Origin of the sequence: Methylobacterium sp. Leaf113 (assembly GCF_001423325.1) — a bacterium.
Lineage (GTDB): Bacteria > Pseudomonadota > Alphaproteobacteria > Rhizobiales > Beijerinckiaceae > Methylobacterium.
This window is the reverse complement of the sequence record NZ_LMNJ01000014.1, coordinates 36,202-50,043: the sequence shown is the minus strand read 5'-3', so window position 1 is coordinate 50,043 and position 13,842 is coordinate 36,202. Positions and strand designations below refer to the sequence as shown.

The window sequence follows — 13,842 nt, the reverse complement described above, 5'->3', positions numbered from 1 at the left end:
CATGCGGTGAATCTCATCGGGCGCGACTCATGCGGCAATGTCCGGTGCGCGGCCGCCGTCGACCGGAACCGGCAGCACGAGAGTGAAGACGGCACCGGCGCGATCCGGGCGGTTGGCCGCGCTCAGGGTCCCACCCATCGCCTCGACGAAGCCGCGCGCGATGGCAAGGCCGAGGCCGGTCCCGGCCCGCACGCTGTCGGCCTTGCGCACCCGATAGAACTTGTCGAACACCCGCTCCTCCTCGCCCTCGGGCAGACCTTCGCCCTCGTCCAGCACCTGGAGGCGAACGCGCATCGGGCCGCCGGCGCGCTCGGACGTCACGCCGGCCGCGACCGTCACGGTCGAGCCCGCGGGCGCGTATTTCGCCGCATTGTCCAGGAGGTTGACCAGCACCTGCTCGAACAGGACGGGATCGAGGCGCAGGGCCGGCAGGGCATCGGGAAGATCGAGCACCACCCGGTGTCCGCCGAGGATCGCGCCAAGACGGCGAAGGGCGGTGTCGACGATCTCGGCGACGTCCTGCGGCGTGAGGTTGGCCGCCACCGCGCCGGCCTCGAGCCGGGTCATGTCGAGCAGGTTGACGATGAAGCGGTTCAGCCGCTCGGATTCGGCGATGACCGTCGCCAGCAGGTCGCCCTTGGCCTCGGGGTCCAGCACGGTGTCGAGGTCTCGCAGGGTGGTGGCCGCGCCGAGGACCGCGGCGAGCGGGGTCCGCAGATCGTGCGAGATCGAGGTGAGCAGGGCCTGGCGCAGCCGGTCCGTCTCGGCGTCGCGCGCCGCCCGCGCCAGGTCCTCCACCAGCCGGACCCGCTCGATGGCGAGCGCCCCCATATCCGCCAGGGCGTCGAACAGGCGGCGATCCTCGGGGGTCAGGATCGGCCCGGTGCCGTCGGCATCGAGGCCAATGACGCCGATGGGGCCGCGGCCGGTCCGTGCCGGCAGGAACAGGCGGCGGGCGCCCGGGAGGGTGTCGGCGCCGCGCCCCGCCGGGCGGTCGTTGGCGAAGGCCCAGCGCGCCGCCGCGAGATCGGCCGCTTCGAGCCGGTCCTCGGGCGGATAGCCGGCCCGCACCGCGATCGAATCACCCTCGGGCAGCAGTAGCACCACCCGCACCCGTAGCATCGTGGCGATCTGGGCCGAGGTGGCCCAGAGCACGTCATCAAGGGTGCCGCAGCCCGAGAGCTTGCGGCTGAAGCCGTAGAGGCGCTCCGTCGCCCGCGCCCGGCGCTGGCTGATGACCGCGACCGTGCGGGCCCGCGCAGCGAGGTTCGAGACCAGAACCGCCACCAGGGTGAAGAGCAGGAAGGCCGCGACGTTGGTCGGGTCGGCGATGGTGAAGGTGTAGACCGGGGGCAGGAAGAAGAAGTTGTAGGCCAGCGAGGCGGCGACCACGGCGGCGAGCGAGGGCCATAGGCCGAAGCGCGCCGCCACCGCCACCACCGCCGTCAGCAGGAACAGGTCGGCGTTCTCGACTCCGAGATAGGGCTTCAGCGCCAGCGCGAGGCCGAGGCCGGCCAGCGTCGCCAGCGCGGCGAAGCCGTAGCCTGTCCTGTCGAAGCCTGTCCTGTCGAAGCCTGCCCCGTTGAAGCCTGCCCCGTTGAAGCCTGTCCTGGCCGGAGCGGTCGCCACCGGTCTGGCGGAGGCAGGGGCAGCGGCCATCTCGCCGGCGACGACGTGGATGCTGATGACGCCGCTGCGCCGGACGAGATCGTGCACCACGGAGCCGTGGACCAGCTCGAACCACCAGGACCGCGTCGCCTTGCCGACGACGATGTGGTTGACGTTGGCGGTGCGGGCATAGGCCAGCAGGTCGTCGGCGACCCGCCAGCTCCCCGGCAGGGTCACGGCATCGCCCCCGAGGCGGTCGGCAAGGCGCAGGGCCTCGGCGACCCGATCCCGGTCGGCCTCGCTCGACCCGAGGCTGCGCGTGCCCTCCACGGTGACGGCGGTCCAGGACGCGTGCAGGCGGTCGGCGAGGCGCTTGGCGTAGCGCACCAGCCCGGCCGAGCGGGGGTCCTCGCTGACACAGACCATCACCCGCTCGCCGGCGCTCCACGGCCCCGCGATGGCGTTGGCCTGCATGTGACTGAGGAGTTCGTCGTCGACCCGGTCCGCAGTGCGGCGCAGGGCCAGCTCGCGCAGAGCGGTGAGATTTTCACGGACGAAGTAGTGCCGCAGGGCGCGCTCCGCATGGGCGGGCTCGTAGACCTTGCCGGCCTTCAGGCGCTCGATCAGGTCGGCGGGGTTGAGGTCCACCACCTCGATGTCGTCGGCCCGGTCGAGGATGACGTCCGGTACGGTCTCGCGCACCCGGATACGGGTGATCTGGGCCACGACGTCGTTCAGGCTCTCCACGTGCTGGATATTGAGGGTGGTGTGCACGTCGATGCCGGCATCGAGCAGTTCTTCCACGTCCTGGTAGCGCTTGGGGTGCCGCGAGCCCGGCGCGTTGGTGTGGGCGAGCTCATCGACCAGCGCCAAGGCGGGTCGCCGGGCGAGCAGGGCGTCGAGGTCCATGTCCGCGAGGGTGCCGCCCGAATGGCCGACCTGACGGCGCGGCACCACCTCGAAGCCTTCGACAAGGGCCTCGGTTTCGCTCCGACCATGGGTCTCCACCAAGCCGATGACGACGTCGGCCCCGGCCTTCAGACGCGCCCGCCCGATGGTCAGCATCTCGTAGGTCTTGCCGACGCCGGGGGCGGCGCCGAGGAAGACCTTGAGACGCCCGCGACCGGCCGCGTCCCGGCGTGCCCGGTCGAGCAACGCGTCGGGGGAGGGGCGCTGGCGCTCGCGTCCGTCCTCCATCATCGGGGCCATCTCATCCTGTGCATCGGTCCGACCGGATTATTGCCGGAGGCCGGCGTCCAAAGCGAGGTTCAACGCCAGGACATTGACGCGCGGCTCGCCGAGGAGGCCGAGGGTCCTGTCCTCGACCTGGGCGGTGACGAGGGCGCGGACACGGTCCTCGCTCACCCCGCGGGCGCGGGCCACGCGCGGCACCTGGAACAGGGCGGCCTCGGGCGAGATGTCCGGATCGAGGCCGGAACCGCTGGCGGTGACGAGATCGACCGGCACGGTCGCGCCGGGATTCTCCGCCGTCAGGGTCGCGAGGTCGCCCTTCACCCGCTCGGCCAGAGCCGCGCTGGTCGGGCCGAGATTGGAGCCGGCCGAGTTGGAGGCGTTGTAGGCCGACGGGACGGTCCGGGTCGCGTCGACCGGATCGGCGGCGACCGTCGCCGAGGGGCGGCCGTGGATATAGCGCGGGTTGGTGAAGGACTGGCCGATCAGGCTTGAGCCGACGACGGTCCCGTCGCGGGTGATCAGACTGCCGGCGGCCTTCCCGGGAAACAGCGCTGCGGCGAGTCCGGTCATGGCCAGCGGGTAGGCGAGACCGGTGATCGCCGTAAGGAGGACGAAGAGGACGAGGGCAGGGCGAAACGAGGCGAGCATGGGAACCACTCGGGTTGGGAACGCGGGACGGGTCAGGCGAGGTGGAGAGCGTTCACGGCCAGATCGATCGCCTTGATGCCGACGAAGGGCACGAGGATGCCGCCGAGGCCGTAGACCAGCAGGTTGCGCCGCAGGAGGGCGGCGGCTCCGACGGCCCGATAGGTCACGCCCCGGAGCGCCAGCGGGATCAGCGCAACAATGATGAGGGCGTTGAAGATGATCGCCGAGAGGATCGCGCTCTGCGGCGAGGCAAGCCCCATCACGTTGAGCGCCTGGAGCTGCGGGTACAGCGTCAGGAACATCGCCGGGATGATGGCGAAGTACTTGGCCACGTCGTTGGCGATCGAGAACGTGGTCAGCGCCCCGCGGGTCATCAGGAGCTGTTTGCCGATGCCGACGATCTCGATGAGCTTGGTCGGATCGCTGTCGAGATCGACCATGTTGCCGGCCTCGCGGGCCGCGACGGTGCCGGTGTTCATGGCGACTCCGACATCGGCCTGAGCGAGGGCCGGGGCGTCGTTGGTGCCGTCGCCGCACATGGCGACGAGCTTTCCTTGCGACTGCTCCTTGCGGATCAGCGCCAACTTGTCCTCCGGGGTCGCCTGAGCGAGGAAGTCGTCGACGCCGGCTTCCGCCGCGATGGCGGCGGCGGTCATCGGGTTGTCGCCGGTGATCATCACCGTGCGGATGCCCATGCGGCGCAGCTCGGCGAAGCGTTCGCGGATACCGCCCTTCACGATGTCCTTCAGGGCGACGACACCGAGCAGCCGCCCGTCGCGGGCTACCGCCAGGGGCGTGCCGCCGGCCTTGGCGATGGTCTCCGCAAGGGCGCGAACCTCGTCGATCGCCGCCAGGTTTTCGGCCGGCCGGTCGGCAAGGGCGGCGTTCGAACCACCTCGAGCCAGGATCGGCTGCGGCGCCAGGATCGGCTGTGGCGCCAGGGCGGCGATCACCGCCTCGACCGCGCCCTTGCGGATGGAGGCGCCGTCGAGATCGACGCCGGACATGCGCGACTGCGCCGTGAAGGGCACGAAGGTGGCGTTGAGGCTGGCCATGTCGCGGGCGCGGAGGCCGTAGCGATCCTTGGCCAGCACGACGATCGAACGGCCCTCGGGAGTCTCGTCAGCGAGCGAGGCGAGTTGCGCCGCGTCCGCCAGGTCCTGTTCGGCGACGCCGGTCACCGGCCGGAACTCGGTGGCCTGCCGGTTTCCGAGCGTGATGGTGCCGGTCTTGTCGAGGAGGAGGGTGTCGACATCGCCCGCCGCCTCGACGGCGCGGCCCGACATGGCGAGCACGTTGAAGCGCACCAGGCGGTCCATGCCGGCGATGCCGATGGCCGAGAGCAGCGCCCCGATGGTGGTGGGGATCAGGGTGACGAACAACGCGACGAGGACCACCAGGGGAATGGCGCCGCCGGCATAGCTGGCGAAGCTCGGGATGCTCGCCACCGCGAAGACGAAGACCAGCGTCAGGCCCGCCAGCAGGATGTTGAGGGCGATCTCGTTCGGGGTCTTCTGGCGCGACGCGCCCTCGACTAGCGCGATCATGCGGTCGACGAAGGTGGAGCCGGCCGCCGCCGTGATGCGCACGGTGATCACGTCCGACAGCACCTGCGTCCCGCCCGTCACCGCCGAGCGGTCGCCGCCGGATTCCCGGATGACCGGCGCCGATTCGCCGGTGATCGCCGCCTCGTTCACGGAGGCGACGCCGGCGACGACCTCGCCGTCGGAGGGGATGAGGTCGCCGGCCTCCACCAAAACGAGGTCGCCGACCTTCAGGTCGGTCCCCGGCACCGCCTCCCAGGCCGCGCCGGCGCCGGTGAGACGCTTGGCGGTCATCTCGGTGCGGGTGCGGCGCAGGCTGTCGGCCTGAGCCTTCCCGCGCCCTTCGGCCAGGGCTTCGGCCAAGTTGGCGAAGATCAGCGTGAACCAAAGCCAAAGAATGATCTGGCCGGAGAAGGCCAGCCCGGGGGCGCCCGTCGCGAGGTCACGCACGAAGAGCACCGTGGTCAGGGCGGCGACCACCTCGACCACGAACATCACGGGGTTGCGCACCATGATGCGGGGATCGAGCTTGCGCAGCGCGCCGACGAGCGCGGGCCCGACCAGCGCGGGATGGAACAGAGAGGAGGCAGGACGAGGCATGGCGGGGCGAGGCATGGCGGGGATGTCCACAAAAATCGCGAAAAGGCCGGGCGCGGTGCGCCGGGTGCATGAGGGGGGGCGTCAGGCTCGGGCGTAAGGCGGGTCAGAGCGCGCGCGCACGGCTCGCAAGATCGAACGCCGCCATCAGCGTGAGGGCGCCCAGGAGGGTGACCCCGAGCAGGGCCAGGATCAGATCCGAGAGCCGGACCGGCCCGCCTCCGGATGCGGGCGATGCGGGACGGGAGGCCGATGTCGGCCCATCCGGGTGACGCAGCGCCGGCGGACGATGCGGCCAGTGCCGCGGACGGCGCAGGAATTGGCGCCGGGGACGGCGCGACGGGATGGCGGCGCGCATGGCTCAGCCCCCCGTCGCGAAGGTCTGGCCCGCGGCACCGGCGAGGTGCTCGACGATCGGGCCGAGCGCCAGGGAGGGGAAGAAGGTCAGGCCGCCGACGATCAGGATGACGCCGACCAGCAGGCCGATGAACAGGCCGCCATGGGTCGGCAAGGTTCCGGCCGAGGCCGGAACGGTCTTCTTGGCGGCCAGCGCGCCGGCGATCGCGAGGGCCGGGAGGATGACGAAGAACCGGCCCACCAGCATGCCGATCGCCAGGGTGGTGTTGTAGAACGGCGTGTTGCCGCTCAGGCCGCCGAAGGCCGAGCCGTTGTTGGCCGCCGCCGAGGTGAAGGCGTAGAGGATCTCCGAGAACCCGTGCGGGCCGGCATTGGCGGGCCCGGCGAGGCCCGCGGCCAGCACGGTGGCGAGCGCGGTGAACCCCAGCATCATCAGGGGCAGGCACAGAATGGCGAGCATGGCCATCTTGACCTCGCGCGCCTCGATCTTCTTGCCGAGATATTCCGGCGTACGGCCGACCATCAGACCGGCCACGAAGATCGACACGATGACGAAGACCAGCATGCCGTAGAGGCCCGCGCCGACGCCGCCGACGATGATCTCGCCGAGCTGCATGTTGATCATCGGGATCAGGCCGCCGAGCGCCGTGAACGAGTCGTGCATGGCGTTGACGGCACCGCAGGAGGCGGCCGTGGTGACCACGGCGAACAGGGCCGAGGCGACGATGCCGAAGCGCAGTTCCTTGCCCTCCAGGTTGCCGCCGGTGAGGCCGAGCCGGCTAAGGACGGGGCTACCCGCACTTTCCGCCCAGTAGACGACCGTGACACCGGCGAGGAACAGCAGGCCCATAGCGCCCAGGATAGCCCAGCCCTGGCGCTCGTCGCCGACCATGCGGCCGAAGACGTTGGTCATCGCCGCCCCGAGGGCGAAGATCGAGACCATCTGGACGAAGTTCGACAGGGCGGTTGGGTTCTCGAAGGGATGGGCGGCGTTGGCGTTGAAGAAGCCGCCGCCGTTGGTGCCCAGCATCTTGATGGCGACCTGGCTCGCCACCGGGCCGAGCGCGAGGGTCTGGGTCTCTCCCTCCAGTGTCGTCGCCGCGATGGAGGGTCCGAGGGTCTGGGGGACGCCCTGGGAAACCAGAAACAGGGTGTAGAGAACGCAGAGCGGCAGCAGCACGTAGAGGGTACAGCGGGTGAGATCGACCCAGAACGAGCCGATGGTGCGAGCCGAGGCGCGGCTGAACCCTCGGACCAGCGCGACCGCGAGGGCAATGCCGGTGGCGGCGGACAGGAAGTTCTGGTGGGTCAGGCCCAGCATCTGCGACAGGTAGGACAGCGTGCTCTCGCCGCCGTAATTCTGCCAGTTGGTGTTGGTGACGAAGCTCGCCGCGGTGTTGAAGGCGAGATCCGGCGCCACGGTGCCTTGCCCGGCCGGGTTGAGCGGCAATCCGTCCTGCAGGCGCAGCAGGCCGTACAGGGCCGCAAAGCCGAGGGCATGGAAGCCCAGCATCGAGAGGGCATAGGCGCGCCAGCCCTGCTCGCCCCGGGCATCGAGACCGGCGAGGCGGTAGAGCCCCCTCTCGACCGGGGCGAGCACGGGAGAGAGCAGGGTGCGCTCACCCTGGAAGACGCGCGTCATGTAGCCGCCGAGGGGCCTGACGAGCGCCAGCACGACCGCGCAGAACAGCGCGACCTGAATCCAGCCGTTGAGTGTCATGAAACGTCGTCCTGGAGGAAGATCCGGGGGGATCGCTTTGGGCGCGGCCGTCAGAACCGCTCGGGGCGGACGAGGGCGTAGGCGAGGTAACCGAGCAGCCCGAGGGTCACGAGGGCGCCGAGGGTCAGATCGAGGGTCATGGTGCGGGGCTCCTGGCAGCCGTGTCAGAGGCGTTCGCAGAGCAGCGCATAGCCGGCGGCCAGCCCGAAGAAGGCGAGCCCGGCGGCGAGGAAGGCGATGTCGAGCATGGTGCGTCCGATCCGGTCCGGCGGATCGAACGTGCGATGTCACGATCGATCCGGTCGGCCACCAGGATGGACGGGAATGGCGTTAGGGTTCGAGAGGGCGCGCGGTCCGATCTTATCAGGATCGCATAAGGATTGTGGCCCAACCGGGCGCGATGGGGCGAGCCTAAAGGCGCTTCGAGACGACGCCGAGGGCGAGAACGACGTAGGCGGCGACGAAGAACCAGACCCTGAACTTGACGACGGTCGGACCGATCATCGGGATGCGCAGCGACAGACTGGCGATGGCCAGCCCGATCAGCACGAGGGACAGGAGGAACGTGAGGGTGCGCGGGGGCGAGAGCTTCAGCATGACGCGATCCTGCCGCGCCCGGGTTGAGAAGGCGTGAAACGCCGGGTTCTCCCAGCGGATGACACATCCGGAGACGGGTGGTAGATGGAGGCCGGCACCCCTGACTCCGTAGCTCAGCTGGATAGAGCAGCCGCCTTCTAAGCGGCAGGTCGTTGGTTCGAGCCCAACCGGGGTCGCCATCCCCTGATCTGCGATGTCCGTCTCGTCCTCTCCGAAACCCGCGATGCCTGTTCTCCGCAGATTGGCCGGAAGTCGCGGCTCGGCGGCTCGCGACCGAAGCCGATCATCCGATGGGCGGCTTCCCTACGGCCGAGCTGTGCATAACAAAATCCAGTCGGCGTGCCTCAAGCCAGGCGAACGGTGCCGTGACACCGCGCGCTCCCGCCCTTATCGGGCGTCATGGACCTTCAGAGGTGCCGTCAGCCTTCGTGCCTGACCCACAATTTGGTCCAAGTGCCCAGCTATGCTGTTCAGCGCACGCCAATCAGGACCGGACATGCTGCCACCGACCTCACCCATCTCCACCAAACGGAGCGATCTGGCGGTGTACGCGGAGGTCATTCGCGCCCTGATGCTACGCGACATGCGCACGCGGTTCGGCGCGTCCTACTGGGGCTACGTCGTCGTCGTTCTTTGGCCCGTGGCGCACATCTTTCTGATGGTTGCTGTCATGTTTTCCGCAACATGCCATCCCCGATGGGCAACAACCCGATCCTGTTCGTTGCGACCGGCGCCGTTCCAGCTCTAGTTTTTCAGTACACGTCGCGCGAAGCGATGAAGGCAATCCTCGTTAATAAACCGTTGATGTACTACCCACAGGTAAAATCCTTCGACATTATGATCGCACGGTTCATCGTTGAAACCGTGAAAGGCTTCCAGGGCTTGCTGATCATCATCGGGATACTTTTGCTGCTAGGCGTTGACCCCATACCGGAAGATCCGGCCCGGGCGATCGAAGGCTATCTCATGGCCCTTCTCCTGGGACTTGGCATGGGTGCCATCAACATCGGCATCATGTCATTCTTCCCTGGATGGCTATGGGGATATATTGTATTCACCATTTCAATATACATGACATCCGGCGTGTTTTTCTTACCGCATATGCTTCCGAACGAGATCTATGAAATTCTCAAATGGAATCCGGTGGTCCAGATCATCGAGTGGGTCCGACTCGCCTACAATCCCTCGCTCGGAGTCACGGTCGATTATTTCTACGTCATGGCTTGGGGCTCGGGATCTCTCTGCCTGTGCTTGCTCATGGAACGCACCGTCGTCCGTCGATTCCAGTAATTCGGCCCGTTTCTGCAAACGGATCATGGTGCGGCTGAGTATCCGCCATTGCGCCGGAATCGCACGGCCAGGCCTTCCAAGCCCGACGCGCGCAACCTCCACCGCCTATCGGACTTCACCGCCTATCGGACCTGGGCGCCGAGGGTGCGGCGGGCGACGATCAGCGACAGGAGGATGTTCAGCGTGGCGATCGCCAGCAGAATCTTCAGCAGGAGATCGAATCCGAACCAGGCGGAGAGGGTGCCGCAGACCAGCGGCGTCGCCGCTTGTCCCAGAAGCGGCATCCGCGCCAGACGGCCCATCACCGCGGCGTAGTCGTGCTGACCGTAGAGGGACAGGGGCAGGGTGCCGCGCACGACGGTGCGCATGCCGTTGCCGGCACCGTAGAGCACGATCGCGAGCCATGCCAAGGCGGGCGCAACGGCCAGAAGCAGGAGCCCGAGGCCGACACATCCGCTTGACACCAGCAGGGCCCAGGCGGGATGGGCCCGACGTCCGAACACGAGTTCGAGGATGCGGGCGCCCACCTGCGCGGGTCCGATCAGCGTGCTGAGCGCAACGGCGGTGCCGGCCGTCAGGCCCTTCGCCTGAAGCAGGAGGAGCAATTGCACCGAGACCGCGGTCATGATCACCGCCGCGCTGGTGAAGGTGACGGCGAGGATGCGCTCGCCCGGCAAGCGACAGGGGGCTGCCGGCTTGCCCGGAGCAGCATTCGCGGCAGGCGGCGAGGGCTCGGTCCGGGTCCCGGCCGGCAGGGCAAAAGCGAAGAGCGGCACCACCAGGACGACCGCCAGCGCGGCGTAGACGACACAGGTCAGGCGCCAACCGAGTGCATCGACGAGAAAGCTCGTTGCGGGCCAGCACAGGGTGATGGCGAAGCCGGACGCGATCGCGATCTGAGTCATCGCGCTCCGCGCCGCTGCGCCATAGGTCTGCCCGATCGCGGCAAAGAGCGGATCGTAGAGGGCACCGGCCATGCCAAAACCGATGACCACCCAGGCGAGCAGGAAGGCCGGCAGGTTCGGCGCGAGGGCAAGACCCACCTGCCCGAGCGCGAGGGTCAGGGTGCCGGCGATCAGCACCGGGCGACCGCCGTGCCGGCGGATCCTCCGCCCGACCCAGGGCGAACACAGCCCCGAGACCAGGATTGCCAGGGACAGGGCGCTCACTACCATGCCTTGAGGCCAGCCGGTCGAGCCCACGATGGGGTCGGCCACCACCGCCATCAAGAAGAAGGACCCGCCCCACAGGACGATCTGGGTGAAGCCCAGCGCCATGTTTCCGGCCAGCGTCGGCGCGCGCGGTGCAGGGCGCGGTTCTGCAATTCCAGACGTCACGCGCTGTGGCCGCTCATGAGGATTGTTTCGTGAGAGGAAGAGATTGGACGGAAACGGACAGGGCCGCCTCGGATCGAGGGTGACGCCCTCGGCCTGCATAGACGAGCGGCCAGCGGGGTCGCAAATGCGCTGTCATGCCCCGCGCTGGCCTCCGGTAGAGGGCCAAGCCCCGGGCCGACGACATCGCTCGCGTTCGGAATTTGGTCGTTGGACAGCGCCAGTATTTCGGCTTGGAACCGGATCGCAGCCATGACGCGGTCCAGGCCGACGGCCGGTTTCGTTTGCGAACATAGCTGTGTAACTTGGTATCCCAGGATTGCGACCGGAGGCTCCATGAACCGTCTGACCGAGCGGGGTGGCCCGGAGCGAAGAACAAGCACCGAGACATCGGCCGTGGAGAGCCGCCGCGCCGCGATCGTGGCGGCCATCCGCCAACGCGGCTTCATGACGATCGAGGCCCTGGCGAGCCAGTTCGCCGTCACGGTCCAGACCATCCGGCGCGATCTCAACGAGCTCAGCGCCGCGGGCCGGCTGGAACGCTACCGCGGCGGCGGCGGCCTTCCGTCCAGCGTCGAGAACATCGACTACGCCGACCGGCGCACCACTCTGTTGTCCGAGAAGGCACGAATCGGCCGGCTCGCCGCAGGCCGGATCCCCTCGCACTGCTCGGTCTTCCTCAACATCGGCACCACCACCGAGGCCGTGGCACGGGAACTGGCGCAGCACGACGACCTCAGCATCATCACCAACAACCTCAACGTGGCCATCGGCCTGGCGGCGACCACCGCCTTTCGCATCGTCGTGGCGGGCGGCACCATGCGCAACCGCGACGGGGCGGTGCTGGGCCAGCTCACCTGCGACACCCTCAGCCAGTTCCGGGTCGATGTCGCGGTGATCGGCATCAGCGGCATCGACGCCGACGGGGCGCTCCTCGATTACGATTACGAGGAGGTGCGGGCGACCCAGACCATCCTGCAGCATGCCCGCCAGACCTTCCTGGTGGCGGATCACACCAAGTTCAGCCGTCGTCCCATGGTGGAGGTGGGCCGCCTCGAACAGATCGACACCCTCTTCACCGACCAGTTGCCGCCTCCCGAGATCATCGCCCTGATGGAGCGCCACGGCGTGACGCTGGCCGTGGCGGGAGCGGACGAACCGTAACGAACGTCAGTTTTCGCTTGCGAAAATCACGGCGCAAAGCAATATTCTTCCGACTCGAGCAACAGACGCGAGTCGGAGGAGAACCATGACGACAGTTTCGAACGTACGGGGGCCGGGGGCCCCCTACGATCTGCTCGTCATCGGGGGTGGCATCAACGGCACCGGTATCGCCCGCGACGCCGCCGGGCGCGGTTTGTCGGTCCTGCTCTGCGAACGGGGGGATCTGGCTGAATTCACGTCGTCTTCCAGTACGAAACTGATCCACGGCGGCCTGCGCTACCTCGAATATTACGAGTTCCGCCTGGTGCGCGAAGCCCTGGCCGAGCGGGAGCGCCTGCTGCGCCTGGCGCCCCACATCATCTGGCCGCTGCGCTTCGTGCTGCCGCACGACGAGGGGCTGCGTCCGGCCTGGATGCTGCGGGTCGGCCTGTTCCTGTACGACCACCTCGCCCGCCTGCGGACGCTGCCGGGGTCGACGATGGTTCGCTTGCGAACATCGCCCCTGGGCGCCCCGTTGCAGGATCGTCTGAGCAAAGGCTTCGTCTATTCCGACTGCTGGGTCGAGGACAGCCGCCTCGTCGTGCTCAATGCCATGGATGCCCGAGCGCGGGGCGCCGAGATCCGCACCCGCACCGGCGTCGAAACGGCCCGACGCATCGACGGGACCTGGACGGCGATGCTGCGCGACGAGGCGTCCGGACAGACCGAGACCCTTCGGGCCAGGGCCGTCGTCAACGCCGCCGGTCCCTGGGTCAGCGAGACCCTGGGTACGACGCTGGGCGTCAACAGCCGCGCGGCGGTCCGGTTGATCAAGGGCAGCCACATCGTGGTGCGCAAGCTCTACGAGGGCGATCAGGCCTACATCCTGCAGCAACCCGATAAGCGCATCATCTTCGCAATTCCCTATGAGCGCGACTTCACGCTGATCGGCACCACGGACGTTCCCTACGCGAACGAGCCCGGACCGGTGGCCATCTCCGACGAAGAGACGCGCTATCTGTGCGACTGCATCAACCGTTCGTTCGCGACATCCATCGGTCCCGGGGATGTGGTGTGGAGCTATTCCGGCGTGCGCCCGCTCTACGACGATGCGGCGGCCAACGCCTCGGCGGTGACCCGCGACTACGTGCTGGACCTCGACGATTCGGGCGGGCAGGCCCCCGCGCTCTCGGTCTTCGGCGGCAAGATCACAACCTATCGGCGCCTGGCGGAGCACGCCATCGAGAAGATCGCACCACATTTCCCGAACCTGAAACGGCCCTGGACCGGGGATGCCATCCTGCCGGGCGGGGGGATGCCGGAGGCCGATTTCGACACCTTCCTGGCGGCGTTCTCCCGCGAGGCCCCGTTCCTGCCGACCGAGACCGCCAGGCGCCTCGCCCGGGCCTACGGCACCGAGGCGCGCTCCATCGTCAAGGGCGCGCGCAGCCTTGCGGATCTCGGGGAAGCCTTCGACGGCGGTCTGACGGCGGCGGAGGTTGACTATCTCGTCCGGGTCGAGTGGGTGCGAACCGCCGAGGACATCCTGTGGCGGCGCTCGAAGCTCGGTCTGCGCACCGGCCCGGACAGCGCCGCACGTCTCACCGCCTACCTGAGCCGCCGGGCCGAGGCGGCCTGAGACGGCCTTCGACACGTCGGAACCGCAGAGACATCGAAACCAAAGGTACCGGGAAATCAAAGACACCAGGAAATCAAAGATACCGGGACGGAAGACCCGGAGCAGCACGAACAGAACCACCCGCTGCCGTCCGGAGCCGGCCTGAAGACCGGCCCGGGACACGAGCGACGC

At 68.4% G+C, this 13,842-nt stretch carries 11 protein-coding genes and 1 tRNA gene; 4 read left to right on the top strand and 8 right to left on the bottom strand.

The features are described from left to right. Nucleotides 1-27: 27 nt before the first annotated feature. The 7 genes from ASF60_RS11565 to ASF60_RS11535 all read right to left on the bottom strand — a co-directional run bounded on the left by ASF60_RS11565 (nucleotide 28) and on the right by ASF60_RS11535 (nucleotide 8,265). Entirely contained in the window at nucleotides 28-2,808 is a 2,781-nt protein-coding gene (locus tag ASF60_RS11565; protein WP_056184633.1) for a sensor histidine kinase, read from the bottom strand. Nucleotides 2,809-2,844: 36 nt separating this feature from the next. Then, the gene (locus ASF60_RS11560; protein WP_056184564.1) at nucleotides 2,845-3,450 is read right to left on the bottom strand and encodes a K(+)-transporting ATPase subunit C; all 606 of its coding nucleotides are present in this window, start codon (nucleotides 3,448-3,450) and stop codon (nucleotides 2,845-2,847) included. Nucleotides 3,451-3,482: 32 nt separating this feature from the next. Further along, entirely contained in the window at nucleotides 3,483-5,594 is a 2,112-nt protein-coding gene (gene kdpB / locus ASF60_RS11555; protein WP_056184562.1) for a potassium-transporting ATPase subunit KdpB, read from the bottom strand. A 103-nt stretch (nucleotides 5,595-5,697) separates the two neighbouring features. Then, nucleotides 5,698-5,949, bottom strand: a complete 252-nt coding sequence (locus ASF60_RS11550) for a hypothetical protein (protein WP_056184560.1) — start codon at nucleotides 5,947-5,949, stop codon at nucleotides 5,698-5,700. Between the two features lie 3 nt (nucleotides 5,950-5,952). Continuing rightward, nucleotides 5,953-7,668: a potassium-transporting ATPase subunit KdpA gene (gene kdpA, locus ASF60_RS11545; RefSeq protein WP_056184558.1), complete on the bottom strand. Its 1,716-nt coding sequence runs from the start codon at nucleotides 7,666-7,668 to the stop codon at nucleotides 5,953-5,955. A gap of 50 nt (nucleotides 7,669-7,718) precedes the next feature. After that, entirely contained in the window at nucleotides 7,719-7,808 is a 90-nt protein-coding gene (locus ASF60_RS11540; RefSeq protein WP_056184556.1) for a K(+)-transporting ATPase subunit F, read from the bottom strand. A gap of 271 nt (nucleotides 7,809-8,079) precedes the next feature. After that, entirely contained in the window at nucleotides 8,080-8,265 is a 186-nt protein-coding gene (locus ASF60_RS11535; RefSeq protein WP_056184554.1) for a hypothetical protein, read from the bottom strand. A gap of 102 nt (nucleotides 8,266-8,367) precedes the next feature. Here ASF60_RS11535 and ASF60_RS11530 point away from each other — a divergent pair. After that, nucleotides 8,368-8,444 (top strand) — tRNA-Arg (locus tag ASF60_RS11530). Nucleotides 8,445-8,961: 517 nt separating this feature from the next. Then, entirely contained in the window at nucleotides 8,962-9,555 is a 594-nt protein-coding gene (locus ASF60_RS11525; protein ID WP_338011505.1) for an ABC transporter, read from the top strand. 122 nt (nucleotides 9,556-9,677) lie between these two features. On the opposite strand, the gene ASF60_RS11520 is transcribed toward ASF60_RS11525, so the two are convergent. After that, entirely contained in the window at nucleotides 9,678-10,892 is a 1,215-nt protein-coding gene (locus tag ASF60_RS11520; RefSeq protein WP_056184552.1) for an MFS transporter, read from the bottom strand. 333 nt (nucleotides 10,893-11,225) lie between these two features. Here ASF60_RS11520 and ASF60_RS11515 point away from each other — a divergent pair, with 333 nt between their 5' ends. Then, a complete protein-coding gene (locus tag ASF60_RS11515) occupies nucleotides 11,226-12,053 on the top strand; it encodes a DeoR/GlpR family DNA-binding transcription regulator (protein ID WP_056184550.1) in 828 nt (275 codons plus the stop codon). Between the two features lie 85 nt (nucleotides 12,054-12,138). Beyond that, nucleotides 12,139-13,671 carry a glycerol-3-phosphate dehydrogenase gene (gene glpD, locus ASF60_RS11510; protein WP_056184548.1) on the top strand — a complete coding sequence of 511 codons (1,533 nt, stop codon included), beginning with the start codon at nucleotides 12,139-12,141 and terminating at the stop codon, nucleotides 13,669-13,671. The last annotated feature ends 171 nt before the right edge of the window (nucleotides 13,672-13,842 follow it).

Excerpts from the sequence above, each read along its gene's own strand:
- ASF60_RS11515 (WP_056184550.1), top strand. The coding sequence starts at position 11,226 with ATGAACCGTCTGACCGAGCGGGGTGGCCCGGAGCGAAGAACAAGCACC.
- ASF60_RS11525 (WP_338011505.1), top strand. The coding sequence starts at position 8,962 with ATGGGCAACAACCCGATCCTGTTCGTTGCGACCGGCGCCGTTCCAGCT.
- ASF60_RS11560 (WP_056184564.1), bottom strand. The coding sequence starts at position 3,450 with ATGCTCGCCTCGTTTCGCCCTGCCCTCGTCCTCTTCGTCCTCCTTACG.
- glpD (WP_056184548.1), top strand. The coding sequence starts at position 12,139 with ATGACGACAGTTTCGAACGTACGGGGGCCGGGGGCCCCCTACGATCTG.
- kdpB (WP_056184562.1), bottom strand. The coding sequence starts at position 5,594 with ATGCCTCGTCCTGCCTCCTCTCTGTTCCATCCCGCGCTGGTCGGGCCC.
- ASF60_RS11550 (WP_056184560.1), bottom strand. The coding sequence starts at position 5,949 with ATGCGCGCCGCCATCCCGTCGCGCCGTCCCCGGCGCCAATTCCTGCGC.
- kdpA (WP_056184558.1), bottom strand. The coding sequence starts at position 7,668 with ATGACACTCAACGGCTGGATTCAGGTCGCGCTGTTCTGCGCGGTCGTG.
- ASF60_RS11540 (WP_056184556.1), bottom strand. The coding sequence starts at position 7,808 with ATGACCCTCGATCTGACCCTCGGCGCCCTCGTGACCCTCGGGCTGCTC.
- ASF60_RS11535 (WP_056184554.1), bottom strand. The coding sequence starts at position 8,265 with ATGCTGAAGCTCTCGCCCCCGCGCACCCTCACGTTCCTCCTGTCCCTC.
- ASF60_RS11565 (WP_056184633.1), bottom strand. The coding sequence starts at position 2,808 with ATGATGGAGGACGGACGCGAGCGCCAGCGCCCCTCCCCCGACGCGTTG.